The 24,637-nt window shown below is 66.3% G+C and carries 26 protein-coding genes and 1 riboswitch; of the genes, 10 read left to right on the forward strand and 16 right to left on the reverse strand.

Features of this window, described 5'->3' with window-relative positions; all coding sequences use genetic code 11:
* Positions 1 to 20: 20 nt before the first annotated feature.
* The 6 genes from lipA to gcvP all read right to left on the reverse strand — a co-directional run bounded on the left by lipA (position 21) and on the right by gcvP (position 8,508).
* Positions 21 to 1,034: a lipoyl synthase gene (lipA, locus tag ACLH0K_RS02670; protein ID WP_411375331.1), complete on the reverse strand. Its 1,014-nt coding sequence runs from the start codon at positions 1,032 to 1,034 to the stop codon at positions 21 to 23.
* 59 nt (positions 1,035 to 1,093) lie between these two features.
* Positions 1,094 to 2,545, reverse strand: a complete 1,452-nt coding sequence (locus ACLH0K_RS02675; protein ID WP_411375332.1) for an L-serine ammonia-lyase — start codon at positions 2,543 to 2,545, stop codon at positions 1,094 to 1,096.
* Positions 2,546 to 2,695: 150 nt separating this feature from the next.
* The gene (glyA, locus tag ACLH0K_RS02680; protein ID WP_411375333.1) at positions 2,696 to 4,018 is read right to left on the reverse strand and encodes a serine hydroxymethyltransferase; all 1,323 of its coding nucleotides are present in this window, start codon (positions 4,016 to 4,018) and stop codon (positions 2,696 to 2,698) included.
* Positions 4,015 to 4,398, reverse strand: coding sequence for a glycine cleavage system protein GcvH (gcvH, locus tag ACLH0K_RS02685; protein ID WP_411375334.1), 384 nt, complete (start codon positions 4,396 to 4,398; stop codon positions 4,015 to 4,017). Before gcvH ends, glyA begins: the two co-directional genes overlap by 4 nt.
* 126 nt (positions 4,399 to 4,524) lie before the next feature.
* Entirely contained in the window at positions 4,525 to 5,646 is a 1,122-nt protein-coding gene (gcvT, locus tag ACLH0K_RS02690; protein ID WP_411375335.1) for a glycine cleavage system aminomethyltransferase GcvT, read from the reverse strand.
* 9 nt (positions 5,647 to 5,655) lie between these two features.
* On the reverse strand, positions 5,656 to 8,508 hold the full coding sequence (gcvP, locus tag ACLH0K_RS02695) for an aminomethyl-transferring glycine dehydrogenase (protein ID WP_411375336.1): 2,853 nt from the start codon (positions 8,506 to 8,508) through the stop codon (positions 5,656 to 5,658).
* A 158-nt stretch (positions 8,509 to 8,666) separates the two neighbouring features.
* Positions 8,667 to 8,767: riboswitch (glycine riboswitch) on the reverse strand.
* A 303-nt stretch (positions 8,768 to 9,070) separates the two neighbouring features.
* On the opposite strand from gcvP, the gene ACLH0K_RS02700 reads away from it, so the two are divergent.
* Positions 9,071 to 9,874, forward strand: coding sequence for a hypothetical protein (locus tag ACLH0K_RS02700; RefSeq protein ID WP_411375337.1), 804 nt, complete (start codon positions 9,071 to 9,073; stop codon positions 9,872 to 9,874).
* A 76-nt stretch (positions 9,875 to 9,950) separates the two neighbouring features.
* Here the strand turns inward: ACLH0K_RS02700 and ACLH0K_RS02705 are convergent, their stop codons facing one another.
* Positions 9,951 to 11,300 (reverse strand): DUF445 domain-containing protein, encoded by a 1,350-nt coding sequence (locus ACLH0K_RS02705; protein WP_411375338.1) that lies wholly within the window; start codon positions 11,298 to 11,300, stop codon positions 9,951 to 9,953.
* Positions 11,301 to 11,349: 49 nt separating this feature from the next.
* Here ACLH0K_RS02705 and ACLH0K_RS02710 point away from each other — a divergent pair, with 49 nt between their 5' ends.
* The 4 genes from ACLH0K_RS02710 to ACLH0K_RS02725 all read left to right on the forward strand — a co-directional run bounded on the left by ACLH0K_RS02710 (position 11,350) and on the right by ACLH0K_RS02725 (position 14,405).
* Positions 11,350 to 12,249 (forward strand): glycerophosphodiester phosphodiesterase family protein, encoded by a 900-nt coding sequence (locus ACLH0K_RS02710; protein ID WP_411375339.1) that lies wholly within the window; start codon positions 11,350 to 11,352, stop codon positions 12,247 to 12,249.
* Positions 12,250 to 12,324: 75 nt separating this feature from the next.
* Positions 12,325 to 13,185 carry a CoA transferase gene (locus ACLH0K_RS02715; protein WP_411375340.1) on the forward strand — a complete coding sequence of 287 codons (861 nt, stop codon included), beginning with the start codon at positions 12,325 to 12,327 and terminating at the stop codon, positions 13,183 to 13,185.
* 153 nt (positions 13,186 to 13,338) lie between these two features.
* Positions 13,339 to 14,097, forward strand: coding sequence for an AzlC family ABC transporter permease (locus ACLH0K_RS02720; protein ID WP_411375341.1), 759 nt, complete (start codon positions 13,339 to 13,341; stop codon positions 14,095 to 14,097).
* Positions 14,094 to 14,405, forward strand: coding sequence for an AzlD domain-containing protein (locus ACLH0K_RS02725; RefSeq protein ID WP_411375342.1), 312 nt, complete (start codon positions 14,094 to 14,096; stop codon positions 14,403 to 14,405). The genes ACLH0K_RS02720 and ACLH0K_RS02725 overlap by 4 nt, the downstream gene beginning before the upstream one ends.
* Positions 14,406 to 14,825: 420 nt before the next feature.
* Here the strand turns inward: ACLH0K_RS02725 and ACLH0K_RS02730 are convergent, their stop codons facing one another.
* A complete protein-coding gene (locus tag ACLH0K_RS02730; protein WP_411375343.1) occupies positions 14,826 to 15,107 on the reverse strand; it encodes a hypothetical protein in 282 nt (93 codons plus the stop codon).
* 122 nt (positions 15,108 to 15,229) lie between these two features.
* Positions 15,230 to 15,895, reverse strand: a complete 666-nt coding sequence (locus ACLH0K_RS02735) for a TetR/AcrR family transcriptional regulator (protein ID WP_411375344.1) — start codon at positions 15,893 to 15,895, stop codon at positions 15,230 to 15,232.
* Between the two features lie 119 nt (positions 15,896 to 16,014).
* On the opposite strand from ACLH0K_RS02735, the gene ACLH0K_RS02740 reads away from it, so the two are divergent.
* The 3 genes from ACLH0K_RS02740 (at position 16,015) to ACLH0K_RS02750 (ending at position 17,676) form a co-directional block, all read left to right on the forward strand.
* Positions 16,015 to 16,338, forward strand: coding sequence for an MTH1187 family thiamine-binding protein (locus ACLH0K_RS02740; protein WP_411375345.1), 324 nt, complete (start codon positions 16,015 to 16,017; stop codon positions 16,336 to 16,338).
* 72 nt (positions 16,339 to 16,410) lie between these two features.
* Complete coding sequence (locus ACLH0K_RS02745; protein ID WP_411375346.1) at positions 16,411 to 17,088, forward strand: O-methyltransferase; 678 nt, start codon at positions 16,411 to 16,413, stop codon at positions 17,086 to 17,088.
* A 111-nt stretch (positions 17,089 to 17,199) separates the two neighbouring features.
* Positions 17,200 to 17,676 (forward strand): Dps family protein, encoded by a 477-nt coding sequence (locus tag ACLH0K_RS02750; protein ID WP_411376391.1) that lies wholly within the window; start codon positions 17,200 to 17,202, stop codon positions 17,674 to 17,676.
* 70 nt (positions 17,677 to 17,746) lie between these two features.
* On the opposite strand, the gene ACLH0K_RS02755 is transcribed toward ACLH0K_RS02750, so the two are convergent.
* From ACLH0K_RS02755 to ACLH0K_RS02780, 6 genes are all read right to left on the reverse strand, one after another.
* Positions 17,747 to 17,923: a CsbD family protein gene (locus ACLH0K_RS02755; RefSeq protein WP_411375347.1), complete on the reverse strand. Its 177-nt coding sequence runs from the start codon at positions 17,921 to 17,923 to the stop codon at positions 17,747 to 17,749.
* 122 nt (positions 17,924 to 18,045) lie between these two features.
* The gene (locus tag ACLH0K_RS02760) at positions 18,046 to 18,303 is read right to left on the reverse strand and encodes a hypothetical protein (protein ID WP_411375348.1); all 258 of its coding nucleotides are present in this window, start codon (positions 18,301 to 18,303) and stop codon (positions 18,046 to 18,048) included.
* Positions 18,304 to 18,711: 408 nt separating this feature from the next.
* A complete protein-coding gene (locus tag ACLH0K_RS02765) occupies positions 18,712 to 19,800 on the reverse strand; it encodes a YihY/virulence factor BrkB family protein (RefSeq protein WP_411375349.1) in 1,089 nt (362 codons plus the stop codon).
* Between the two features lie 104 nt (positions 19,801 to 19,904).
* A complete protein-coding gene (locus ACLH0K_RS02770) occupies positions 19,905 to 20,579 on the reverse strand; it encodes a DUF3618 domain-containing protein (protein WP_411375350.1) in 675 nt (224 codons plus the stop codon).
* Positions 20,576 to 21,007 carry a phage holin family protein gene (locus tag ACLH0K_RS02775; RefSeq protein WP_411375351.1) on the reverse strand — a complete coding sequence of 144 codons (432 nt, stop codon included), beginning with the start codon at positions 21,005 to 21,007 and terminating at the stop codon, positions 20,576 to 20,578. The genes ACLH0K_RS02770 and ACLH0K_RS02775 overlap by 4 nt, the downstream gene beginning before the upstream one ends.
* The gene (locus ACLH0K_RS02780) at positions 21,007 to 21,978 is read right to left on the reverse strand and encodes a hypothetical protein (protein WP_411375352.1); all 972 of its coding nucleotides are present in this window, start codon (positions 21,976 to 21,978) and stop codon (positions 21,007 to 21,009) included. The genes ACLH0K_RS02775 and ACLH0K_RS02780 overlap by 1 nt, the downstream gene beginning before the upstream one ends.
* A 187-nt stretch (positions 21,979 to 22,165) precedes the next feature.
* Here ACLH0K_RS02780 and ACLH0K_RS02785 point away from each other — a divergent pair, with 187 nt between their 5' ends.
* Positions 22,166 to 22,543, forward strand: a complete 378-nt coding sequence (locus tag ACLH0K_RS02785; RefSeq protein ID WP_411375353.1) for a hypothetical protein — start codon at positions 22,166 to 22,168, stop codon at positions 22,541 to 22,543.
* A gap of 7 nt (positions 22,544 to 22,550) precedes the next feature.
* Here ACLH0K_RS02785 and ACLH0K_RS02790 read toward each other — a convergent pair whose 3' ends face one another.
* The gene (locus tag ACLH0K_RS02790) at positions 22,551 to 23,585 is read right to left on the reverse strand and encodes an NAD-dependent epimerase/dehydratase family protein (protein ID WP_411375354.1); all 1,035 of its coding nucleotides are present in this window, start codon (positions 23,583 to 23,585) and stop codon (positions 22,551 to 22,553) included.
* Positions 23,586 to 23,732: 147 nt separating this feature from the next.
* Between ACLH0K_RS02790 and ACLH0K_RS02795 the strand changes: the two genes are divergently transcribed.
* Entirely contained in the window at positions 23,733 to 24,635 is a 903-nt protein-coding gene (locus tag ACLH0K_RS02795) for a sigma-70 family RNA polymerase sigma factor (protein WP_411375355.1), read from the forward strand.
* Positions 24,636 to 24,637 lie beyond the last annotated feature (2 nt).

Here is a 24,637-nt window from a genome sequence, read left to right on the forward strand (position 1 = left end):
GCAGCGGCGTCACCCGGCGGTCAGCCGGCGAGCAGGGTGCTGGCTTCCTGGCGGGTGGTGCCGGAGTCCTGGATGCCGTCGGCGATGTGGGCGAGTTCGGCGGGGATGTCGCGGCCTTTTTTGCGCATGGCGGTGGCCCAGAGCCGGCCCGCGCGGTAGGAGGAGCGGACCAGGGGCCCGGACATGACGCCGAGGAAGCCGATTTCTTCGGCTTCGTGCTGCAGGTCCAGGAATTCCTGGGGTTTAACCCAGCGGTCCACGGGCAGGTGCCGTTCGGAGGGGCGCAGGTACTGGGTGATGGTGATCAGGTCGCACCCGGCCTGGTGGAGGTCTTGGAGGGCTTCTGAGATTTCTGCTCGGGTTTCGCCCATGCCCAGGATGAGGTTGGATTTGGTGACCATGCCGTGGTTGCGGCCCTGGGTGATGACGTCCAGGGAGCGTTCGTAGCGGAACGCGGGCCGGATCCGTTTGAAGATGCGGGGGACGGTTTCGACGTTGTGGGCGAAGACTTCGGGTTTGGAGTCGCAGATCGCCCTGATGTGGTCGGGGTTGCCGGAGAAGTCGGGGATGAGCAGTTCGACGCCGGTGCCGGGGTTCAGTTCGTGGATCTTGCGGACGGTTTCGGCGTAGAGCCAGGTGCCTTCGTCTTCGAGGTCGTCGCGGGCGACGCCGGTGACGGTGGCGTACCGCAGCTGCATGGACTGCACGGAGCGGGCCACCTTGGTGGGTTCGAACCGGTCCAGGGGTGAGGGTTTGCCGGTGTCGATCTGGCAGAAGTCGCAGCGGCGGGTGCATTCGGAGCCGCCGATCAGGAAGGTGGCTTCCTTGTCTTCCCAGCATTCGAAGATGTTGGGGCAGCCGGCTTCTTCGCAGACGGTGTGCAGGCCTTCTTTTTTGACCAGGTTCTTCAGCCCGACGAACTCCGGGCCCATCTGGACCTTGGCCTTGATCCACTCCGGCTTGCGCTCCACCGGGACAGCGGCGTTGCGCTGCTCGATCCGCAGCAACTTCCGGCCTTCAGGAGCCAGTGTCATTGTTGTTTCCTTTTGTTCGTGCGCCGGCCTGGCGTTGGTTGGGTTTGTTGGGCCTGGGGTCAGCATTCGACGACGTTGACGGCGAGGCCGCCCATGGCGGTTTCTTTGTATTTGGAGCTCATGTCTTTGCCGGTTTCGCGCATGGTGATGATGACTTCGTCAAGGGAGACGCGGTGGGTGCCGTCGCCCCAGAGCGCCATTTTCGCGGCGTTGATCGCTTTGGCCGCGGCGATCGCGTTCCGCTCGATGCACGGGACCTGGACCAGCCCGCCGATCGGGTCACAGGTCAGGCCCAGGTTGTGTTCCATCGCGATCTCGGCGGCGTTTTCCACCTGCGCCGGGGTCCCGCCCATCACCTCGGCCAGCCCGGCGGCGGCCATCGACGACGCCGACCCGACCTCGCCCTGGCAGCCGACCTCGGCCCCGGAGATCGAGGCCTGCTCCTTGTACAGGACCCCGACGGCGCCGGCGGCGAGCAGAAACTTCACCACAACCCCGTCCCGGTCGGCCCCGGTGGCCCGGTCCATGCCGGGGGCGAAGTGCAGGGCGTAGAACAGCACCGCCGGGATGATCCCGGCCGCGCCGTTGGTCGGGGCGGTAACCACCCGGCCGCCGGAGGCGTTCTCCTCATTGACCGCCAAAGCGACCAGGTTCACCCACTCCTGCCAGTACCTGGGATCAAACCCCACCGCAGCCAGGTCCCGGTCCGTGTCATCACCGGGGTGCTGGCCGGTCTCCTTCCGGAGCCGGTCAAACCAGTCCGGGGCCCGGCGCCGGACCTTCAACCCGCCCGGCAGCACCCCCTCACGGCGCAAACTGGTCTGCACGCACGCTTCCATCACCGACCAGATATGCAACAACCCCTCCCGGATCTGCTCCCCGGACCGGGAGGCTTCCTCGTTCAGGAGCATCACGTCGGAGATGCCCAGCCCGGTGTCCCGGCAGTGGGCCAGCAGTTCCGCGGCGGTGCGGAACGGCAGCGGCAACTCCTTCTTCGACTCCTCCAGTTCCTGCCGCGCGGTCTCTTCCTCGCCTTCACGGACGATGAACCCGCCACCGACCGAGAAGAACGTCGCCGCATGCAACACCGTGCCCTCAGCGTCCGTGACCGTGAACGTCATCCCGTTGGTGTGCCGCGGCAACACCGTCAATGGCCGCAACACCATGTCGCCCACCCCGTACGGCAGCGGCACTCCCTCACCACCAGCCCCGGCCAGGTTCAACACCCCGGTCTCCGCGATCGCGGCGAGGCGTTCCTCGACCTCGCCGGGCAGGATCAGCTCCGGATGGAACCCCTCCAACCCCAACAAAACCGCCGTCATCGTCCCGTGCCCATGCCCCGTCGCAGCCAACGACCCATAAAGATCCACCCGCAACCCCGCCACACCCGGCAGTACCCCAAGCCCCCTAAGCTCCTCCGCAAAAACAGCAGCAGCCCGCATCGGCCCCACAGTATGCGACGACGACGGACCAATCCCGATCGAAAACAAATCAAAAACACCAACAGCCATAACGGGAATTCCTAACTACAGGTTCAGAGTTTTTGTCCAGATATGCAGGGATAAACAGCCTTCAAGCCTGCATATCTGGACAAAAACTCAAGGGGAAGCAATCACCAAGGTGACGGGCCCCACGCCCACCGGGCCAAGGCCAACATGCGATCAGGACAGGTTTGCGATGGCCGGGTAAAGGGGGTGGGCCTTTGCCAGGCCCTCGACGCGGTGACGCAGCTCCGAAAGGTCCGTGCCGGCGTCGGCCGTTAGTGCTTCGGCGATGATGTCCGCGACCTCGCGGAAGGCGGCCTCGCCGAAGCCCCGGGTGGCGAGGGCGGGGGTGCCGATGCGGAGGCCGGAGGTAACCATGGGCGGGCGCGGGTCGAAGGGGACGGCGTTGCGGTTGACGGTGATGTCGATTGCGGCGAGCCGGTCTTCGGCCTGCTGTCCGTCCAGCTCGCAGTTGCGCAGGTCGACGAGGACCAGGTGCACGTCGGTGCCGCCGGAGACCACGCTGATGCCCTTGGCGGCGACGTCGGGCTGGACCAGACGCTCGGCGAGGATCCGGGCGCCCGCGAGGACGCGTTCCTGCCGCTCCCGGAACTCGGCGGACGCGGCGATCTTGAAGGCCACAGCCTTGCCCGCGATAACGTGCTCCAGCGGCCCGCCCTGCTGCCCGGGGAAAACGGCGGAGTTGATCTTCTTGGCGACGTCCGCGTCGTTGGTCAGGATGATCCCGCCGCGCGGACCCGCGAGGGTCTTGTGCGTGGTGGAGGTGGTGACATGGGCGTGCGGCACGGGGGAAGGGTGCAGTCCCGCGGCCACCAGCCCGGCGAAGTGCGCCATGTCCACCATCAGATAGGCTCCCACGGAATCCGCGATCCGGCGGAACTCGGCGAAGTCCAACTGCCGTGCATAGGCGGACCAGCCGGCGACGATCAGCTGGGGCTTGTGCTCCTGGGCCAGCTGCTCCACCTCGACCATGTCGATGGTGTGGGTGTCTTGACGGACCTGGTAGGGGATGACGTTGTAGAGCTTGCCGGAGAAGTTGATCTTCATGCCGTGGGTCAGGTGTCCGCCATGGGCCAGGTTCAGTCCCATGATGGTGTCGCCGGGCTTGATCAGGGCGTGCATCACCGAGGCGTTCGCCTGCGCGCCGGAGTGCGGCTGGACGTTGGCGTATCCGGCGTCGAACAGGGCCTTGACCCGGTCGATGGCCAGCTGTTCGATGACGTCCACGTGTTCGCAGCCGCCGTAGTAGCGCTTGCCGGGGTAGCCCTCGGCATACTTGTTGGTCAGGACCGATCCCTGGGCCTGCATGACGGCTGCGGCGGTGTGGTTTTCGGAGGCGATCATCTCCAGGCCGTCGCGCTGGCGGCCCAGTTCGTCGTCGATCTTTGCCGCAACTTCCGGGTCCAGGACGGCGAGGTCGGAGTTCAGGCTCGGCGACTCCACCTGCTGGAAAGCGGTGCCGGTTGCTGCGGCGCTCACAGTTCGCCGCCGTTCGCTGCGGCGTATTCTTCAGCGGAAAGCAACGGGCCTTCTGCCGTGACGGCCACCTTGAACAGCCAGCCCGCGCCGTAGGGGTCACTGTTGATGAGGGCGGGGTCGGAGACAACGTCGTCGTTAATTTCGGTTACCTCACCGGTGACCGGGGCGTAAAGGTCGGACACGGACTTGGTGGACTCAACCTCGCCGCAGGTCTCGCCGGCCGTTACCGTGGAGCCGACCTCGGGCAGGTCCACGTACACGATGTCGCCGAGGGCATCGGCGGCCACGGCGGAAATCCCGACCCCCACCGGCCCGGCTCCATCAGCAGCAACCCACTCATGCTCGGCGGAGTACTTCAGTTCAGCTACAACTTTGCTCATTGGCTAGTTCCTTTTCTGGTTAACGACTTTGGAAGTGGTGAAGGCGGCGGGGCTGGCATCCGGCAGCGTGCGTCAGAGCGACGAAGGAGCAGCACGCAGAGGATGTCAGCCCCGGCGCCGAGGGGGCTACTTTTGGCGCTTGTAGAAGGGGAGCTCGACGACTTCGAAGCGCTCTGGCTTACCGCGGAGGTCTACGTCCACGGTTGTGCCCGGGGAGGCGAACTCGACGTCGACGTACGCCATGGCGACCGGGTAGCCGAGGGTGGGGGAGGGCTGGCCCGAGGTCACCTCGCCCACCAGGCCGCCATCCTTGAGGACGGGGTAGTGGGCGCGGGCTGCACGGCGGCCGGTGCCTTTGAGGCCTACCAGCTTCTGTCCGATGGTGGAACCCACTCCGGCCGCCTTGAGGGCCGCCAGCGCGTCCCTGCCCACGAAGTCGCCTTCCTTCGCCAGCGAGACCACGGGCCCCAGGCCCGCGGTGTAGGGGTTCACGTGCCGGGACAGTTCGTTGCCATAGAGCGGCATGCCGGCTTCCAGGCGGAGCGAGTCGCGGGCGGCGAGGCCGGCGGGAACCAGGCCGGCGCCCTCGCCGGCTTCCAGCAGCGCGTTCCACAGGGCCGGCGCGTCCACGTTTGGCACGTAGATCTCGAAGCCGTCCTCGCCGGTGTATCCGGTCCGGGCAAGCAGCAACTCCTGACCGCCAATCTCCACTTCGACCGCTGCGTAGTACTTCAGCTCCGTCACCAAGGCGTGCTGACCGGCCGGGACGAGCTGCAGCAGGATGGCTTCGGCCGCCGGGCCCTGGACGGCGATGAGGGAGGTACCGGCGGAGGCATCCTCGACGGTGACATCGAAGTTCGCAGAGCGTTCCTGCAAGGCCTCGGCCACAACCTTGGCGTTGCCCGCGTTCGGCACGACGAGGAACTTGTCATCTGCCCGCCGGTAGGTGATGAGGTCATCGATGATGCCGCCATCGGCGTTGCAAATCAGCGAGTACTTCGCCTTTCCCAGGGCGACAGCGGACAGCCTCCCGGCCAGGGCGTAGTCCAGGAAAGCGGCGGCGTCCGGGCCGGTCACCCAAACCTCACCCATGTGGGAGAGATCGAACAGGCCGGCCGCGTTGCGGACGGCGTGGTGCTCGACGAGTTCGGAGCTGTATTTGAGCGGCATCTGCCAGCCACCGAAATCAGTGAACGAAGCGCCGGCCTTCTTGTGCTGCTCGTAGAGGGCGGTGTAGTTCTCAGTCATGGGAAGTCCTTAGTTTTCGAAGTCTTCAAGCGGCGGGCAGGAGCAGATGAGGTTGCGGTCGCCCGCGGCACCGTCGATGCGTCCCACGGGCGGGAAGTACTTGTCCTGCCGCAGCGCGGGGACGGGGAAGGCGGCCTGTTCGCGCGGGTAGGCGCGGTCCCAATCGGAGCTGACGACGGCGGCTGCCGTGTGGGGTGCGTTGCGCAGCGGGGATGCCTCGAGGGTGAAGTCCCCGGCGGCTACCTGGTCGATTTCCTTGCGGATGGTGATCATGGCCTCAATGAAGCGGTCGATCTCACCCAGGTCCTCGGACTCGGTGGGCTCCACCATCAGCGTGCCCGCCACGGGGAACGCGAGGGTGGGGGCGTGGAAGCCGAAGTCGATCAGGCGCTTGGCCACGTCCTCGGCGGTGACCCCGGTCCTGGCGGTGAGTTCGCGCAGGTCCAGGATGCACTCGTGCGCCACCAGGCCGCTCTCGCCCGTGTAAAGCACGGGGAAGTACTCGTTGAGGCGGGACGCGACGTAGTTCGCTGCGAGCAGTGCGGACTTGGTTGCCTCGGTCAGGCCTTCGCCGCCCATCAGCTTCACGTACGCCCAGGAAATCGGCAACACGCCGGCGGAGCCAAACCTGGATGCGGAGATAGCGACGCCGTGGCCTTCCTCGTGCGCGGCCTTGGTGGCGTCCCCGGGCATGAATGGTGCCAGGTGTGCCTTCGCAGCAACGGGTCCGACGCCGGGTCCGCCGCCGCCGTGCGGGATGCAGAAGGTCTTGTGCAGGTTCAGGTGGGAAACGTCGCCGCCGAACTGGCCCGGTTGCGCCAAACCAACGAGGGCGTTCAGGTTGGCGCCGTCCACATACACCTGCCCGCCCGCGGCGTGGACAGCGTCGCAGACTTCGCGGACGTCTGCGTCGTAGACGCCGTGCGTGGACGGGTAGGTGATCATGATGCAGGACAGGACGTCCTTGTTCGCCTCGATCTTGGCGTACAGGTCCTTATGGTCGATGGTCCCGTCCAATGCGGTGGCCACCACAACCACCTTCATGCCCGCCAGCACGGCGGAGGCGGCGTTGGTGCCATGGGCCGAGGCCGGGATCAGGCAGACGTTGCGCTGCTGGTCGCCGCGGGAGTGGTGGTAGCCGCGGATCGCGAGCAGGCCGGCGAGCTCGCCCTGGGAGCCGGCGTTGGGCTGGATGGAGACCTGGTCGTACCCGGTGATCGCGGCCAGGTCAGCTTCCAGCCCGGCGATGAGTTCCTGCCAGCCTTCGGTCTGGGAGTCAGGGGCGAACGGGTGGATGGAGGCGAACTCCGGCCAGGAAATAGCTTCCATCTCCGCAGTGGCGTTCAGCTTCATGGTGCACGAACCCAGCGGAATCATGGTCCGGTCCAGCGCCAGGTCCCGGTCAGACAGCTTCCGGATGTAGCGCAGCAGCTGCGTCTCGGACCGGTACGTATTGAACACCGGATGCTGCAGGTAGGAGGAGGTGCGGAGCATGGATCCGGGCAGTTCGAAGCCCTTTGCGTCCCCTACGGGACCGGCGCCGAAGGCGACGGCCACGGCGGAAAGTGTTGCCGCCGTCGTCGTTTCATCGATGGAGACGCCCACGGTGTCCGCGTCGATGAAGCGAAGGTTGATGCCGCGTGCTTCGGCAGCGGTGATCACTTTGGCAGCCTTGCCCGGGACACGCACGGTGAGGGTGTCGAAGAAGGAATCCGTGACAAGTTCCCGGCCGACGGCCGTGAGGGCGGTGGCCAGGGCCCGGGCCTTGTGGTGGACGCCCTCGGCGATCGCTTTCAGTCCGTCCGGGCCGTGGTAGACGGCGTAGAAGGAGGACACGATGGCCAGAAGCGCCTGCGCGGTGCAGATGTTGGATGTGGCCTTCTCGCGGCGGATGTGCTGCTCGCGCGTCTGCAGCGCCAGGCGGTAGGCGGGGGCGCCGGCGTTGTCCTTGGAGACGCCCACGATCCGGCCAGGGAGGGTGCGTTCCATGCCCTTTTGGACCGCGATGTAGGCCGCGTGCGGTCCGCCGAAGAACAGCGGGACACCGAAGCGCTGGGTGGAGCCGACGGCGATGTCCGCACCTTGCTCGCCCGGCGGCGTGATCAGCGTCAGCGCCAGCAGGTCCGCGGCAACCGTGACCAGGGCGCCGCGCTCCTTGGCGGCTGCAATCACGGCGGACTGGTCCCACACATGCCCGGATACACCGGGCTGCTGGAGCACGATGCCGTTGATGGCGCCGTCGGGCAGCCCGGCGGAAAGGTCGGCGACCTCCACCTCGAAGCCGAGTGCCTCGGCGCGGCCCTTTACGATGGCAATCATCTGCGGGAGGCAGTCGGCGTCAAGGACCGTCTTGCCGTCCTTGGCGGCGGCGTTCTTGTTGGCGCGGCGCATCAGCAGCACCGCTTCGGCCACGGCGGTGGCCTCGTCCAGCAGTGACGCGTTGGCGATGGGGAGGGCGGTGAGGTCCTGCACCATGGTCTGGAAGTTCAGCAGCGCCTCCAGCCGGCCTTGGGAAATCTCGGGCTGGTAGGGCGTGTAGGCGGTATACCAGGCCGGCGCTTCAAGGATGTTGCGGCGGATCACCGGCGGGGTCACGGTGTCGTAGTAGCCTTGGCCGATCATCTGGACGGCGGTTTTGTTCTTGCCCGCGATGCGGCGCAGCTCTGCCAGGACTTCAACCTCGCTGAGAGCGTCTGTGAGCTTCAACGCGGTTTCCTGGCGGATGGAGGCGGGCACCGCCATGTCCACGAGGCTGTCCACGCTGTCGTAGCCGACGGCCTTGAGCATGGTGTCGACGTCGGCCTGCCGCCTTGCGCCGATATGGCGGTCAACAAAAGCTGACGGGTGGGATTGAATCGTCATGAGGAACTCCGGGTCTTGGCCGGCCGGAAGTGGCCGGCGTGGGATGGGTTCCTCCCCGCTCTGTATTGGACCTGAGAGATTCCGCGTAGCTGCTAATGGCAGGGGCCGCTTGCACCGTCGGTGAACCAGGCGCCGGCCCGGTTACTTTCCAGAGTTGCCTCGCCGTGACGGTACAGGGGCCTGAGAGATTCCTGGGGAGGATTTGCTCCTACGGCGCCTGCCCGGTGGTGATCCGGGAGGACTCTCCCGTCACAGCTCGAAAGGCTTATTCAAATATGGGTGATTCGGCTCACAAGCTACAGCATGGTGGAGACGGATGGCAAATCCGCGCTGCACCGAACCCTGGATAAGCTTTCCAATTCGGCTTCGTCCTGTGGGCGCTGACCACCCAGCCCCATACGCTTGCCGCGCTGCCGGTCACCCCCTGCCTGGTTCCTCATCCTGGGCAGGCCCGGACTGTCCTGCGCCAGGCGTGAAAGTTAAGCATGCTTAGTGTTGATCCACTTAGGATGGGAAAAGCACGGCAGCCAACCGCTGCAGGTCGATTTGAATGAAGGTGACCATGGCCAAGCGCAGCAATCCCGCAGTACGAATCGCACAGGAAACGGCCCACAACGCGGTGTTCGACGCCGAGGGCAAGCCCAAGCCCGGCGTGCACAATGCACTCCTGAAAGCGGTGGAGATCCAGCGCCCGCTGGTGCTCGCCTACATCCGCCGGCTGCAGAAGAAGAATCCCCGCGCCACCGCGGCGCAGCTGGCTGACATGCTGGAGCGCGACTACCTGCGCGCCGTCACCGGCGGCGGGGCAGCGGTGGGGGCCACCGCCGTCGTGCCCGGTGTGGGAACCGTGGCGTCGCTGGGACTGTCCGCGGCCGCCACCGTTGGCTTCCTGGAAGCCACAGCCCTGTACGCCAGTGCCATGGCGGAACTGCACGGCATCCGCCTGACCAACCCGGAGAAGGCCAGCACCATGGTGATGGCCCTGATGCTCGGCGAGGAAGGCACCACCCTCCTGGGCACGCTGAGCGGCCAGGCGGCCGGCAACGGCGCCAGCCCCACCAAGGCCTGGGGCAGCATGCTGTCCAAGTCCCTGCCGATGCCGGGCTTCAGCTCCATCCGGAGCAGGATCCAGAAAGCATTCCTGAAGAACATGCTCAAGCGCCAGGGCACCGCACTGTTCGGCCGGGCCCTGCCGTTCGGCATCGGCGCGGTGGTAGGCGGCGCCGGCAACCTCATGATGGGCCGTGCCGTGGTGGCCAACGCCAAGGAAGCCTTCGGTCCCATGCCGGAAACCATCCCGGGCGAGCTCACGCCTGCGGCCGCCGGGGACAAGCAGACTCTGGAGGGCAGCCGGACCCCGCGCTGACCGCGTCGACAGTTTTCGACACACAAATCCCCCGGCGAAAGGGCGCGTCGCGGAGCGGGGGGCCGCCAAACAGCCGTTAGCCGAAGATCAGGTGCGCCACCGTAAAGATCGCAAGCCCGGCCAGTGATCCCACCACGGTGCCGTTGATCCGGATGAACTGCAGGTCCTTGCCCACCTGGAGCTCGATCTTCTGCGAGGTTTCTTCCGCGTCCCACCGGGCAACGGTGTCCGTGATGACGCCGGCGATGTCCGAACGGTACGTGCGCACCAGGTAGCCGGCGGCGTCACCGATCCACGCATTCACCTTGCCCGCCAGCTCGGGATCGTTGACGAGCCGCGAGCCGAAGTCCCGGACGGCCGCCTTGAACTTAATGGTCAGTTCGCTGTCCGGATCGTCCACGGCGCCCAGCAGCGCGTTCTTTACCGTGCCCCAGGTGCGCGAGGCCAGTTCCCGGACCTCGGGGTCGCCCAGGACCTGGGCCTTGATGTCCTCGGCGCGGGCGATCATCGCGGGGTCGTGCTGCAGGTCCTGCGCGAGGTCGTTCAGGTACTTGTCGATCGACTGGCGCACCTGGTGGTTGGGGTCGGCCTGCACGGCGCGGACGAACTTCAGCATTTCCACGTACACCTTGTCGCCCACCAGTCCGTCCAGGAACTGCGGGACCCAGGTGGGGGAGCGGTCCGAGACCAGCCGGGAGACCGTCTCGTGGTTGTCATCCACCCAGTCGGCGGCCCGGTCCACCAGCAGGTCCACCAGCTTGTGGTGGTGCCCGTCGTGGAAGATCCGCTCCGCCATTCGGCCCACTGGCGGTCCCCACGGCGGAGTGAGGAGGTGCTTGCGCACCATGCCCTCGATCACTGCCTGGACGTCGTCGTCGTTCAGGACCTTGAACGTGCCGCGGATGAGTGCCGCGCCCTCCTTCGCCACGCGGTCGGCACCGTGGGGGGTGGCCAGCCATTGGCCCGCCCGGCGGGCGATGTTCACGCTCGCCAGCTTGTCCTGCACCACCTGCTCGGACAGGAAGTTGGTTTCCACAAATTCGCCCAGCGAAGCGCCAATTTGGTCCTTCCGGCGGGGAATGATCGCGGTGTGCGGGATCTTGATTCCCATGGGGTACTTGAACAGGGCGGTCACCGCGAACCAGTCCGCCAGCGCACCCACCATGCCGCCCTCCGCCGCGGCCCGCACATACTGCAGCCACGGGTATTCCTCCTGCAGCGCAAAGGCGATGACAAAAATCACCGCCATGGCAACCAGCAGTGCCAGCGCCACAAACTTCATCCTCCGCAGCGCTGCCGCCTTTTCGGCGTCACCGGCACCGAACCCGCGGCCGGCGACGGTGGCCCCTCCCTGCGCTTCCTTCGGCGCCGGGCGTGCGGGCTGGGCCGGGGCTTCCTGGGTAGTTGGCTCAGAGTTCACGTGCATGTGCCAAGCCTAGCCCCGCAGCGGGGACCGGGTCGGCTACCGTGTCTGCATGACAACTGAGGAGCCAACGCCGCAGCGGCCGTTGGTCTTTGCCCACAGGGGCGCCAGCGCTGCGTTCGCCGAACACACCCGGGCCGCCTACCTCCAGGCGCTCGCGGACGGTGCCGACGGCGTTGAGTGCGACGTCCACCTCACCCGCGACCAGCACGTGGTCCTCCTGCACGACGCCAACCTGGACCGCACCTCGGACGGGACCGGGCCGGTGGCGGAGCGAACCCTGCGCGAACTGAGGCACCTGGACTTCTCGTCCTGGAAGGGCGTGCGCATCCCGGAAATCTATGGTGCCCGCTCGGAACAGTTCCTGACCCTGCCCGAGCTGCTGGATATCCTCCGCGGCGCTGGGCGGCCGGTGAAGCTCGCCATCGAACTCAAGCACCCCAGCCCCTACCAGCTCAAACTGGAGGACAGGGTGCTCGATCTCCTGCGCCGGGAAGGGTGGGACCCGGCCGCTTCCACCGTGGACAATGTGGCAATCACGTTCATGAGCTTCAGCCCCGATTCTGTGCGCCACCTGCTGCAGTCCGTACCCGCCCGGTACGTCTGCCAGTTGGTGGATGACATCAACGTCCACGAGATCCGTGGCGGCCTTGGCCTGGGGCTGATTACCGGCGGTGCCATCGCCAACCTGATGAAGGCCACCCAGCTGGAGGCCGAGCGGATCCTGGACGCGCGCCTGGTATCCCTTGCAGGTCCCGGCATCGACTACGTCCGCGAGCACCCTGCTACGGTACAGCGCTGGCTCTATTCGGGGCGGCGCTTCCGGGTGTGGACGGTGGATTCCGCCGAGGATGTGGCGCTCTGCCAGGAACTCGGCATCCACGAGATCACCACCAACGTGCCGGCCCGGGTCCTTGCCCAGCTCCAGCTGGCCTCGCCCCAGGGCCGCTAGCCGGGGAAGCAGCGCAAATGAGCAGCCGGTCCGACGACGACGGCCCCCGCCGCTGGTGGGCCGGCCCTGCGCACCATGACGTCCCTGGAAGCCGAGGCTGCCATCCAGGCCCGGGGCGGAATCGCCGCAGCCGTCCGGACACGGGACCAGTGGCTGGCCTCGGACATGGGGCGGGCTGCCCGCGAGGGGCCGTGGATTGCGCTCGCTCCTGGCGGCCGGAAGGAAGTGGGGATCGGACTGGACGGGCAGGGAATCCCCAGGGCGGAAACACCGCTTCCCGGTGCGGCAGAAAACATCCGCCGTCCTCTCACCGGCGTGCGGGTCCTGGACCTGACGAGGGTCATCGCCGGTCCGGTCAACCAGCGCAGGCTGCAGGAACTCCTCAAAGCCGCCGACGTGGTGGTAACCGGCTACCGGCACGGCTCCCTGGACCGGTTCGGGCTGGGCGCCGACGCCCTGCAGGCTTTCCGGCCCGGGCTGGCGGTGGTCACGCTGGACAGTTGGGGCGCCGCCGGGCCCTGGCGCCGCCTGCGCGGTTTCGACAGCATCGTCCAGGCTGCCGCGGGAATAGCGCATGCCTACGGCCGGCAAACGGACGACGGCGGCTGGCAGCCAGGTGCCCTGCCCGTCCAGGCGCTGGACCACGCCACCGGGTACGGAGCGGCGGCCGCCGCCATCACCCTGCTGACCTCCCGCCGTCGTACCGGCCGCGGCGGGGCAGGCCGGCTGTCCCTGGCGAGGACCGCAGAGGAGCTCTGCGCCCTGCCTGCGGTGCGGACGGAACCGCGGGCGCTCCCTGAGCCCGCCTATCGGAACATGCCCAGCACGTTTGGCGGGTTGCGCTACGTCCCGCCGCCCCTCGCCGCCGCGGGACAGCCGCTGGACTACAGCGGCCCGCCTCCGCCCTACGGCAGCTCCGGCCTGGCCTGGACCTGAACTGGGGAGGGACAACGCAGGCGGTTTTAAACGCCGGCCGTCCCTGTGATTGAGTGGAGCCATGCTTTCTCCCAGGTCCGGCCGGCGTGCCCGGACTTCCTTCGCCGCAGCACCAGGCGTCTTGCGGCCCGGACAGGCGCCGGAGATGCGGACGTGAAAGAGCTCCTCGCGTCACCGGCGGTGCGGGTGGGCCTTTCCATCAGCATCGCTACCGGCCTCTACGGGATATCCTTCGGGGCGCTGTCGGTCACATCCGGGCTCGACTTCTGGCAGACCATGGCCCTCAGCCTGCTGCTGTTCAGCGGCGGCTCGCAGTTCGCGTTCATCGGAGTGGTGGGCGGCGGCGGGTCCGGCATTGCGGCCATGAGCGCCGCAACGCTGTTGGGCATGCGCAACGGCATCTACGGGATGCAGATTAACGCGCTCCTGCGGCCCGAAGGCTGGCGCAAATACGTCGGCGCGCAGGTCACCATCGACGAATCCACGGCCACGAGCACCGGCCAAGCGGATCCGGACGAGCAGCGCCGTGGCTTCTGGGCCGCGGGCATCGGCATCTATGTGCTGTGGAACCTGTTCACCGCGGTTGGCGCGCTGGCCGGCAGCGGCCTGGGCGACCCGAAACAGTGGGGCCTGGACGGCGCGGCCGTGGCGGCGTTCCTTGCATTGCTCTGGCCGCGGCTCAAGGGCTGCGAACCCGTCGCCATTGCCGTCGTATGCGCTGTAGCCACCGTGCTGGCCGTGCCGTTCGTACCTGCCGGCGTGCCCATCCTGGTGGCCGCAGTGGTGGCCGCACTCATTGGCTGGTTCAGCCACGGCCGCAGCGACGAAGGGCTCGAACCCGATGTGGAGCCGTACCAAGAGCACCATGGCCACCGCCGCCACGGCGGCCCAGTATCAGGAGCGGACACGTGAGCCTTTGGTTCTGGCTGCTGCTCGCGTGCGTGCTGGCCTATGCCTGGAAACTGGTGGGCTACTTTGTGCCGGCCCGGCTCCTGGAGAATCCGCGGATGTCACGCATCGCAGGCACCATGACCATCGGGTTGCTCGCGTCCCTGACCGTGGTTAACGCCGCCGCGTCCGGCCAGGCGCTCGCCGCCGATGCCCGCCTTGGCGCCCTGGCGGCTGCGGCCGTTGCCCTGGTTCTCCGGGCGCCGTTCCTGGTGGTGGTGCTTGCCGGCGCCGGCACTGCCGCGCTGCTTCGCATCATGGGCTGGAACTGACAGCAGATGTGACGCCGGTCACGCGGGATCTGCATGGCCGACGGTACTATGGGAGCGGCTATGCAGTTGGCCGTTGAATCTGCTGTGAACGGCGACCATGGATAATCAGCTGCATGCTGCCGGAGAAAGAGCCGGCCGGCCCCGAAAGAGTGTCCGACGCTGGGCAGGGCTTCCCGCAAAACGCTTCTACACCCGGTACCCAAGCCTGTCCGACGTCCCGCCTGAGGACCTGGAGGCGCTGTCCCGCAGCCTGCGGCAAGGGCTTGAGGTGGACCCGTTATCACCTGTTCCGTCGCTTCAAGCCCTGGTGATGCAGGAGCTTTGGAGGAGGGGAGAGGCGGCCAACTGACCCGCGAAAGTGGGTGCAGCGCCCGGCCTAACCGGCCGGCAAGGCCGCATCAAGGAGGACTTGGGCCTGTTTCAGGCAACTCCGTGGGCGGCGCCGTCCGGCGACACAGCCCTGCGGCAGCTCTCTTCGACAGCGAGTTCGTACCAGGCCTGTGCGCCGAATTCAGGCTCGGGCGTGTCAAGGTTCTGGTACAGGGCGTCCAGCAGGTCTGCCAGCGCACCGGCGGTCAACGTGGGGAGGATTTCTTCCGGATCACGCGGATCATTGAGGAAGTGCAAGAGCTTTGAACTGTTCATCGCGCTGCGGCCGTTGCGTGCCGGAACTGCAGGAACTGCGTCATGGGGGCGCTCCATATCCACTGTATAGAGGCTGGCTGCGTAACCCTCTTGAAGTGTATTGCACCGGCCTCGGCGCCCACAATGGTCCCTATTCGGGTGGGGGCGGGGCAGGGGTGGTCCGGGAACCGCGGCGGAAACTACCCCAGCCGGGGTTCCGCCGCGGCCGGTACCAGGGGCTGGGCGCCGATGCCTGCTGATGAAGGCACGGGCACATGGGCAGGCAGGGGGCGCTCGGGCCGCTTGCTCCGGATGGCATCTTCCACCAGCGCCAACGGCCGCCGCCAGGCATCGGAACCCGGCTCCATGGTGTCCACCACGCTGATCAGCATTGCGAGCAGGCGGAACATGTCCGTCATCGAGATGTCGGCTCGCAGGCTTCCCTGGCCCTGGCCGCGCACCAGGAGCACGCTGATGGACTCCATCAGGGAACCCGTGATGCCGGTCAGCAGCTCGCGCCGTCCGGCCACGGCGCCCAGCAGGTTGGCGTCCGCGCTCGAGGCTGCCATGAGGGACTCCAGGACTCGGAACAGCCCCTCGGCGGCGTCCATGCCGGCCAGTGCGCCGTCCACCACCGGGTCGACTGTGAGCCGGAGCTGGCGGTTCAGCGCGGCGAGGACCAGTTCCTCCTTGTCAGCGAAGTTGCGGAACAGGGTGGCAGGGCCAACCCCTGCCGTGGCCGCGATGGTCTGCAGGGGCACATCCGGCCCGAACTCGCGGAAGCACTGACGCGCTGCCGTGATGATCTTGTCCACATTCCTCGCGGCATCGGCGCGGAGGGGTTTGCGGGCGACTGCGAGGCTCATGCCAAATAGGCTAGCAACGCTGCTGCGGGCGATCACCGTTACTCAAGGGTAGGCGCTTATATGACGGCCGGGTTCTCCCGCCGGCGCCGGCCCGCTGCGCGGCGTGGCAAACTGGCTGCATGCTCCTTGCTTTTTCTGTCGCTCCGTCAGGCACTCCGGCTGAAGGGTCCCGGTCCGGTGACGCGTCCGTCCACGACGCCGTTGCCGCTGCCGTCAAGATCGTCCGTGACTCCGGCCTCCCCAACCAGACCGACTCGATGTTCACCACCATTGAAGGCGAATGGGACGAGGTGTTCGACGTCGTCAAACGTGCCACCGAGGCAGTTGGACGCTACGGCAGCCGCGTTTCGCTGGTGATGAAGGCCGATATCAGGCCCGGCTACAGCGGCGAGCTCACAGCCAAGGTTGAACGCCTCGAGGAAGCACTCGCGGACGGATCCTGAGAGGTACTTTGGGGTGCCGGGGGCCGGCAAAACTCTCTGGACCCACACCCCGGCCCGTGCCAGACTGTGGCAATGTTCGAGCACAAACCCCGGCCGGAATGGACCGCCACCGAAGAGTTCCTCTCGCGCGTGGTTGTCCATCCGGATCCTGCAATGGAGCAGGCCATCCGATCAGCTGCCGAGGCGGGAATGCCTGCCATCGAAGTGGCACCGAATGCAGGAAAGCTCCTGAAGCTCCTGGTCCAGATGTCCGGTGCCCGCCGCGTCCTCGAAATCGGCACACTCGCCGGCTTCAGCACCATCTGGATCGGGCGTGGCCTTCCCGACGACGGCACGGTGGTCACGTGCGAATACCTCCCCAAGCACGCGGAGGTTGCATGGGCAAACATCGACTTTGCGGGTCTGGGCGAAAAGGTGGAGATCCGGCTCGGTCCCGCCCTCGACACCCTGGCTGCACTTGAGGAGGAGGGCAGGGAACCCTTCGACTTCATCTTCATCGACGCCGACAAACAAAACAACAGCCGCTACCTGGACTGGGCCGTACGTCTTGGCCGGCCCGGGGCTACCGTGGTGCTGGACAACACCGTCTGGGAAGGCGCAGTCCTGAACCCGGGCCTGGACCCCGTCAATGCCCCCGGTATCGTGGACGCCCTCAAAATGCTGGGGGAGCACCCCCGGCTGGACGCCACCGTGATACAGACGGTGGGCTCCAAGGGCTGGGACGGCTTCGCCCTGGCCAGGATCACCTGAGGGCAAGCGCGGCGACAGCATCACCTCAACTTGGCTCGGGCCAATTAGTAAGTATGCTTAGAAATAAGTGGCCGACTGATGGCAGTCGGCGGGCCGCAGAGGAGGAACATGATGAAAGCGTCACCCACCCTTGCCACCAACCTGCAGATGGTGCTTACCGATCTCATCGAACTGCACCTGCAGGGAAAGCAGGCGCACTGGAACCTTGTCGGCACAAACTTCCGCGACCTGCACCTGCAGCTCGACGAGATCATTGCGGCGGCAAGGCTCTTCGCGGACCAGGCTGCCGAGCGGATGCGCGCCCTGCACGCACTGCCCGACGGGCGCAGCAACACGGTCTCAGGCGGCAACCGCCTGGACGAATTTCCGGAGGGTCTGACGTCCACCAAGGACACGGTCAAGCTGATCACCGCCCGGCTGGAACGCACCGTGCAGACCATGCGCGATGTCCATGACGATGTTGATGAGGAAGACCCCACCAGCGCCGACCTGCTGCACGCCGCCATCGAGCGACTGGAGCAGCTTGCCTGGATGGTGAACGCCGAAAACATGTCTCCAACCGCCGCGGTGACTGAACCATCGCCGTAAGCGTTTTTGCCGCAACCCGCGGGCATGAAAAAGGGCTGCTGCGGTAACGCAGCAGCCCTCTTGCTTGCCACTAGTCTTTCCTGAAGGCGTCCTTGATCTTCTCGCCGGCCTGCTTCAGGTCAGCCTTCGCCTGGTCCATCTGGCCTTCGGTCTGGAGGCTCTCGTCGTCCGTTGCCCGGCCAGTGGCCTCTTTGGCTTTGCCGCCCATCTTCTCGGCGGCGTTGTCGATCTTGTCGTCCAAACCCATGGCGTTGCTCCCTTCGGCTGGTGGCCGGGGAACCGTATGCCGCCGGCCATGACCCATGCTAGCCACGCGCCCTGCGCTTCAACAGATGCCGGAGCCGCGGGCGCCTGGCAGGCCATGCCTTATCAGACCAGGGGAGGGGCGCTGGCCACGATGTAGTCTGCGGCCGCAGGACCGGTCATGGACAGGTTGTTGCTGTCCGGGTTGATGCCGCGCTCCTCCAGGGCATCCCACAGGGCATCGGGTGACTGAAGCTGTGCCTTATGGATGAGGCACCAGCTCGTGTAGAGCCCATACAATTCTTCGCGTCCGAGGCCCAGGCCGGGCTCCCTGTCCGGAACAACTGCTTCGGCAAGAAAATCTTCAAAATGGGTAGCAGGCATGTCCGCTTCTTAGGGTTGACCGTAATCCCGCCGTATCTGCTTCAGCGGCCCTGCGGCACCGGAAAGGGACCGGCAGAGTAATCATGAAAGTATTGCAGGGCGGATCACTTTGTCCAGTTATGGGTGCCTGTCCGGGTTGAGTGTGCGCGCAAACCTGCAAAGTGAGGGGGCCGACGGCGACTGGGGGGACTGGCCTCGGTCTCAGAAGAGGCCATCTCACCGCCGGCCCCGCCTTGCTCCCGGGCCCTTGTTTAACCCGGGAATCATCAACTGGACCTAACTACAATTTTCCTCCATCTTGGAGATCCTGCCTAGTACCTGCGGCAGGCGTGTACACAGCAAAGAGGCACAGTGCCCTGATGGGCACTGTGCCTTTTTGAACCCCAGGCCTGCCTGCGGTACTGGCGCCTACCGGCCGGCGTCGCTGTCACCGTTCTGGGCGCTGTACTTTTCGCGAAGTTCGCGGCCGTGCCGGATGTCTTCTTCCTTCTGCTCCTGCAGCTTTTCGCTTTTCTTGGTGTCCCGTGGCGGGAGCTGGATGGTTTCTTCTGCCTTGATGCCTGCCTGCAGCTGGCGGCCGCGCTCAACCTCGGCGTCGAATTCTGCGCCGAAGAGCAGGGACATGTTCAGGATCCAGAGCCACAGCAGCATAACGATTACGCCGCCAAGGGCGCCGTAGGTCTTGTTGTAGTTGCCGAAGTTTCCGACGTAGAAACCGAAGCCCGCCGAGGCGAGCAGGAAAACGAAGAGGGCGATTGCCGAGCCCATGCTCATCCACTTGAATTTGGGCTGCTTGACGTTGGGCGTGGCGTAGTAGAGGACAGCGATGATCACGATGATCAGGGCCACCATCACCGGCCACTTGGCGATGTTCCATACGGTCAGGACGACGCCGCTGAGCCCGATGAAGTTGCCGACCGCCTCGGACACGGGGCCGCTGAGGACCAGCATGCCGGCGAGGAGCGCGATGACAACAATGGCAAAGAGCGTGACCACCAGCATGGTGCCGCGCAGCTTCACGAACGGCCTGCCTTCGTCCACCTCGTAGACCCGGTTCATTGCACGGCCGAACGCGCCCACGTATCCGGACGCGGACCACAAGGCCGTCGCGATACCGATGACCAGCGTGAGTCCTGCTGCCGGGGCGTTCGCCAGGTCCTGCACCACTCCGCCTACCGTGTCGGCAGTCTCGGCCGGAACAAAACCCCTGACGATTTGGAGGAGCGCATCGGTGGTCTTCTGCGGGTCCCCGAAGATCCCGATCAGGGACACCAGGGCCAGGATTGCCGGGAACAACGACAGGACGGCGTAGTACGTCAGCGCCGCGGCGAGGTCCGGGCACTGGTCCTTGTTGAACTCCCGCAGCGTCTTCCTGGCAATGTACTTCCAATTCGGCTTATCCAGGTCCCGGGGGCTGTCCGGTTTCCGTGAGTCGTTTGGATCCGGCGCCTGGCCCGCCTTGGCGGTGCTGGTTTCGGATGAGTCGTGAGTGGCCATGACGTGTCCTCTCGATCAGGGTCCATAACGGACAGGCCGGCTCCGCGGGTGGGCGGGGCCGGCCTGTCTCGTGGGGCTTGCCTGGGGTGCCGCGTAAACCTGGGTCAGGTGTTTTGGACGTTGGTTTTGGCGTCGGTGGCGCGGTCCTTGACGTCGCTGGCTGCGCTTTGGCTTTCGGTTTTGACGTTTTGGGCGGCGTCGGTGGCGGTGGCTTTGACGTTTTCGACGGCTTCCTGGGCGGGTTCCTTGAGGTCCTGGACGACGTCCTTGGCTGCCTCGGTGACTTTGCCGGCCAGGGGCTGGGCTGCGGTCTTGACCTGGTTGGCCGCTTCGCGTTCCTTCTGGCTCGGCGGGATCAGGGACGAGACGAGCAGCCCGGCGCCGAACGCGATGAGCCCGGCGGCCAGGGGGTTGCCCTGGGCTTTGGCTTTGACCTGGTCCGGGGCCTGGGAGAGGGTGGTGCCGGCGTCGGAGAGTTTGGCTGCGACGTTGTCTTTGGCCTCGTGCAGGCTCTCGCCGGTGGAGTGCAGGGCGTCGGTGGTGTGTCCGGCGCCGGAGGAGGCGGTGTGCTGGACTTTGGTGGTGGCGGTGTCTGCTGCTCCCATGACTTTCTCCTTCACGCCGGTGACGGCGTCCTTGACGCTGCCCTTCACCTTGTCGGTTTGGCGCTGGACGATGTTGGACGGGGTGACCTTGTCCGCGACCGCGTCCACGTTGGTGCCCAGGCGTGCGCGGGTGGCTTCAATGTCTTGGCGGATTGCGTCGGGGTTCTCGCTCATCGGTTTACCTCACCTGGTTTTAGGGTTGGGGGGATTTCGGAGAGTGTTTCGCCGGTCTGGGGCATGCCCTTGATCTGTTTGAGTTCCTTGCGCCCCGTGGAGGCCAGGACCGCGGCGATAATGGCCCAGATCACGGCCACGATGACCGCGGCCCAGCCCAGCGGCATCAGCGCGCCGAGGGCGAACATCAGGGCCAGGGACAGGAACAGCAGGACGAAGTGCCCGGCCACGCCGGCGCCGGCGAGCATGCCGCCGCCTTTGCCGGCCCGGGTGGCGGACTGCTTGGCTTCGGCCTTGGCCAGCTCCACTTCCTGGCGCATCAGGGTGGACAGGTCCCGGGTCACCTCACCGAGCAGATCACCCAGCGACGTGTTATCGGCCTTCTGATGCGCCTCACCCGGCGGCACCTCAGGAATGGAACTACTCATCAGAGCCCGCCTGCCTGCCCGCCGGCACGGCGATCCCGAGCGAGGGGATCATCATCCAGTGGATCTGCGGCCAGCCGAGGGTCACCCAAGGGGTCCTCTGCTGTCCGGTTTCCGGACCAGGGCTCCTCTTCCACAAGCTGGGGGCTGTCCATCGGGCTGGCCGGACGCACGGGCTCGGCGTAGCCGCTGCCTGGCGCGCCGCCGTCGTATCCTGCCGTGGTGGTGGCCGGACCCGGAAGCTGGACCGGGGGAGGCGGAACGGTACCGCCGGCAGGCTGGTAGGACTCGCTGTACTGGTCGCCGTACCCCGTGCCCGAGTACTGTCCGGCAAGGCCGGCAGGCCGGCCCTCGGTGGATGAACTCTCCGTTGCTCCGGCGGTGAGGCCGCGGGTGAGGCGGCCGGCCAGGACGCCCGCGCCGGCTGCAAGCAGCAAGAACGTACCCGGGCGGTTGCGGGCGAAGCGCTGGACTTCGTTCAGCAGGTCACCCGGCTGCTTGTTCTCCAGCCAGGAAGCCACGGACTCGCTGCGCTGGGCAGCCTGCCGAATCAGGTCGCTGGCAACGCCCTGCTGGTCCGGTGCCTCGGCCATGCTCTGCAGCTGGCTGGAAATGGTCCGGATGCCATCGGCAGCCTTCTGCTGCTGGGTGCCTGCCTGGCTGTTCAGGCCCTGCTTGGCCTGGTGCAGCAGGCCCTGCGCGCTTGACTTTGCCTCCGATGCGACGTTCGCGGCCTCACTCTTGGCCGTTTCCGCCACGCCCCGGGCCGACTCTTTCGCCGTCCGGGCTACATCTGCTGCTTCTTCCTTTGCCGCGTCCTTCCGGGACGCGCCTGTTGTGTCACCGGTCTGCGTAACCCCGGCTGGCGGAGTGGCGGCGGCTGGAAAGGTAGTGGCAGTCCGCTCGCCCGGAATTCCCGTGGAGGCCGGGGGAGCCGTGTAAGCAGGATCCTCGGGCCATTGGTTCTCTGTCATCTTCGCTCTCTCTTTCCAAGAAGGCCGGTTGTTGATCAAGAACCAGCAATACTGGCCGTAAAATAATAAGCATGATTACTAATAAAAGGTAAGTACCCTTGCTAAACCAGTTGTAACGGATTCAGTAGTGTCAGCCGGAATGGCGAAGGCCTGCCCGGTCACGTCGAAGTGGAAAGTGGTGGGAATTATGGAAACAGCTCCATGGGTTTGGGTTGTGGTCGCCATTGTTGTGCTGGTGCTGATTGTGCTGTTGCTTGCAACCGGACGGCGCCGGAAAGCCATGCAGCAAAAACGGGAAGAAGCGCACCGGGAAAAAGCGGCGGAAATCCGCCGTGAGGCAGAAAACATGGAACTCGACGCGCGGGAGCGCGAGGCGAAAGCAGCACGTGCACGTGCGGACGCGGAGCAGGCCCAGGTGAATGCTGCCCGGCTTAAGCAGGAAGCGGATCAGACATCCCGGGAGGCCCAGTCGCTCCGGTCCGATATCGACAGCCGCACCCGCAAGGCGGACGAGGTGGACCCCGATGCCGGCCGCGACCGGGACAACCCGCGCTCCGGAATTTAGTACCTGGTCATCGCGGTTTGAGGACGGGGGAGGGGCCCAGGCCCTTCCCCTTTCCCATGCCCTCCAGAACTTCCTTGACGGCGTCAACGGATGACGTGCGGGCTTCCCATCCGAGGATCCGGCGTGCGCGGCCGGTATCCATGACGGGCGCCCCGGCAGCCATATCCACCCACCCCGAATCGGTGGGCACCAGCCGCAGTGTCCAGGCCAGGCCCACAAGCTTGTGAAGCAGCCCCATGGGAACCGGCAGGATCCTGCGGGCGCCGACAACCCGGGCGAGCTCGCTGGGCGTGAGAACCGGTTCGGCGGCGATATTGAAGGCCCCGGTGGCCCGCTGGTCGATGACGCGCCAGTATGCATCCGCCACGTCATCAGCGTGAACAGCCTGGAAGATGAGGTTGTCCGGCGCGGGCAGCAGCGGAACCCGTGGCCTGGCCGGCAGGACCCGCGGGTATACCGGCCCAAGGAAGTACCTGCCGATCTCACTGCCCGCGTCACCCTGGAAGATGAGCCCCGGGCGCAGCCGGGCCACGGCAATGCCCGGCTCGGCTTCCGAGAACCGGTCCAGGAGTTGCTCCTGCTCTGCCTTATGGCGGCTGTAATGCGAGCCGGGCATGCCCTCTGCGGGCCATGACTCGTCCGTCCGCCGGTCTTTAGGGGCCTTGCTGTACGCCCCCACGGAAGAGGCGCAAACAACCTGCTTGACGCCTGCCCGCCTGGCTGCTTCCAGTACGTTCCGGGTGCCCTCGACGTTGGTCCGGTACAGCTGCTCCAGGTCCCTGTTGGGCTGGATCTGCCACGCCAGGTGCACCACCGAATCCACGCCCTGCAGGGCCGCCTCCAATAACGGCTTGTCACGGTCGAGGCCCACGTCCAGGGTGTGCCACTCAACTCCCGCATAGGGCTCGCGGGACAGGTCCGGCAGCCGGCGGCTAATGCCTTTTACCTGCAGGCTGCCGGGTTTCCGGGACAGCTGGCCCTGAAGGTTCCGCAGCAACGCTGTCCCTGCATTTCCGCTGGCTCCGGTGATGGCGATGCGCATGTAAGTGGCCTCCTCGGGTGTGGCGGGCGGTGCTGCTGACTTCCCGAGCCTATAGCGGCGAGGATTGTTTTATAAGCAACCTTATGATTTCCTACTTCTAAGTCTTGCCGCAGGCTTTCGGAACCAGACCGAGGGAAACCATCGATAATGCCCGAATACTTCGCCGCGCTTGCCGTGGATGCTACTCCAGACCACAGGCAACAGCCAGAACTCCCGCACCGGAACCCGTCGGCCGCCACCTCAGGACGGTTGCGGGAGACCTTCGAAAACGACCTGGTCCTGAGCTACTTGGACCTGGCCGAAGCCCTCGCAGGCCGCTTCGAGGCCCGGGGACGCGAACGCGCCGACCTCAACCAGGTGGCCTACCTGGGCCTGGTCAAGGCGGCCCGGGGGTTTGACCAAAACAAGGGCGAAAGTTTTCCCGCCTATGCCGCCCCCACCATTACCGGTGAGTTGAAGCGGTACCTCCGCGACCGGACCTGGGTGGTCCGCCCGCCGCGGCACATCCAGGACCTCAGGACCCGGATCTTCCGGGCCGAGCCGGAACTGACGCAGACGCTGGGCCGGAACCCCAGCGTCGAGGAACTGGCCGGCGAGCTTGGGACGGACCCCGCGGAAGTCCAGGAAGCCATTTCGGCCTCGAGCAGCATGCATCCGGACTCCCTTGACGCCGTGAACCCGCATTCGGATGCGCCGTCCATCGGGGAAGTGCTGGCCTGCCCGGAAACGCCGCTGGAGCGACTGGAAGACTTGGCCTGCCTGCGTGAGGCGATGCAGGACCTGGACGAAGCAGACCGCGAACTGCTGTACCGCCGCTATTTCTGCGAGGAGACGCAGGTGCAGTTGGGGCAGCGGCTGGGCATGTCGCAGATGCAGGTTTCACGGCGGCTGGCCCGGGTCCTGGTGGAGCTCCAGCGCCGGCTGGAGAACAGCTCCCGCCTGGGCGGCGCCGATGCCGCCAGCGCCGGGCCCCGGCGCGCAACCAGGACGGGCCGTACCTCCGGCACTGCCGCATTGCGCTCCACCCGCAGCGCCGTAAACCCCGCCTGACC

The organism is Arthrobacter sp. MPF02 (genome assembly GCF_046605375.1).
Classification (GTDB): Bacteria; Actinomycetota; Actinomycetes; order Actinomycetales; family Micrococcaceae; genus Arthrobacter.